1 protein-coding gene is annotated in these 1,670 nt (G+C 36.0%); it reads left to right on the top strand.

Going from position 1 to position 1,670, the window contains the following annotated elements; translation table 11 throughout:
- The first annotated feature begins 69 nt into the window (after positions 1-69).
- Positions 70-1,625, top strand: a protein-coding gene (locus ACTHRG_RS23470) for an IS3 family transposase (RefSeq protein WP_440232168.1) whose coding sequence is annotated in 2 segments (ribosomal slippage) — positions 70-709 and positions 709-1,625 — 1,557 coding nt in all. Because the reading frame shifts where the segments join, the coding sequence is not laid out codon by codon here.
- Positions 1,626-1,670: the final 45 nt, after the last annotated feature.

Raw genomic sequence — 1,670 nt, 5'->3', positions numbered from 1 at the left:
TGATATGCTCCCCTTTAGGTAGACAGATTAAAAAATAAAAATCTGGCTGCTTATGGGGGAGTATTTATTATGTCTAAAAGATCTTACTCTGCAGAAGAAAAATACGAGATATTAAAGGAATTAGACGAGCATTATTCAACATATAAACTTGAGTCAAAATATAACGTACACCCTTCAACGATTTTGGAGTGGAAACACAAGTATGATAAGTGTGGTTTTGAAGGTCTAAAAGAGTCTTCCACTTGGAAAAAGTATTCCAAGGAATTGAAGCTAGCTGCCATTAGAGATTGTCTGTCTGGGGAGTATTCTATACGTGAGGTTGCTAGATTGTATGAAATATCAGATGCTTCTGTCCTTAGAGGTTGGATAAAGAAGTATAATAGTCATAGAGATTTAAAAGATACGTCACCAGGAAGGGCGAGCTCTATGACTAAAGGAAGAAAAACGACTTGGAAAGAACGAATACAAATTGTAATTGATTGCTTGGGGAACGGAAAAAATTATCAAGAAGCAGCTAATACTAATAATGTTTCTTACCAACAAGTCTATCAATGGGTTAAGAAGTATGAAGATGGAGGAGATGAAGCGCTAAAAGATAAACGTGGTAATAAGAAAGAAGAAACTAGCTTGACTCCAGAAGAGAAAATGAACCTTCAAATGAAAAAATTAGAAAGAGAAAATGAACGGTTACGTGCAGAGAATTTATTTTTAAAAAAGTTAGAGGAGATCGAAAGGAGGCGAAAATAAGCCAAATCCGATTTGAGGATAAGTATGTCGCTATTCAAGAGCTTCACCTGAATGAAAGTTTAAGTATTAGTTTACTTTGTGAAATTGCTGGTATTGCACGATCTGCATACTATAAGTGGCTAAATCGTACTCCTTCATCCAGAGAAATATTGAATAAAGAAATCATCAAAGAGATGAAAATTCTCCATGAAAAAGTTGACGGCATATTCGGTTATCGTCAGATGACCCTTCACATGAATAGAAAGTTTGAGGAGAAACTTAATCATAAAAGAATCGATCGGTTGATGAAAGTGGCTGGATTACGTTCTGTCATTCGTGTCAAGAAGAAGCAATATAAACGCTCTACACCTCAACATGTGGCAGACAATATATTAAATCGTGAATTTACAGCCGAAAAACCAAATGAAAAGTGGGTAACGGACGTTACAGAACTTAAGTATGGCCAATCAAAAAAGGCCTATTTAAGTGTGATTCGTGATCTTTATGACGGATCCATTATAAGTTATGTTCTAGGACACTCCAATAATAACCAACTTGTATTCAAGACACTTGATCAAGCCACAGCACTATTGAATGGAGAACACCCTCTTATCCATAGTGACCGTGGATTTCAATACACCTCTAAAGGGTTCAAACGTAAAATAGATGCGGCGGAGATGACACATAGCATGTCACGAGTGGGTCGGTGTATTGATAATGGGCCAATGGAGTCTTTTTTTGGGACACTGAAATGTGAGAAGTATTATTTACATAAATATAAGACATTTGAGGAACTTACTACTGCGATGGATGAGTACATCCATTTTTATAATCATGAAAGATATCAAAAAAGATTAAACGGCCTTAGCCCTATGGAATATAGAACTAAAGCCGCTTAAATCATTTTTATTATTTCTACTGTCTACTTGACAGGGGGCAGTTCA

It is taken from the genome of Cytobacillus sp. SAFR-174 (assembly GCF_051964675.1).
Taxonomy (GTDB): Bacteria; Bacillota; Bacilli; order Bacillales; family Cytobacillaceae; genus Cytobacillus.
The sequence above is the reverse complement of the archived record's forward strand: the minus strand, read 5'-3'. Positions and strand labels throughout refer to the sequence as shown.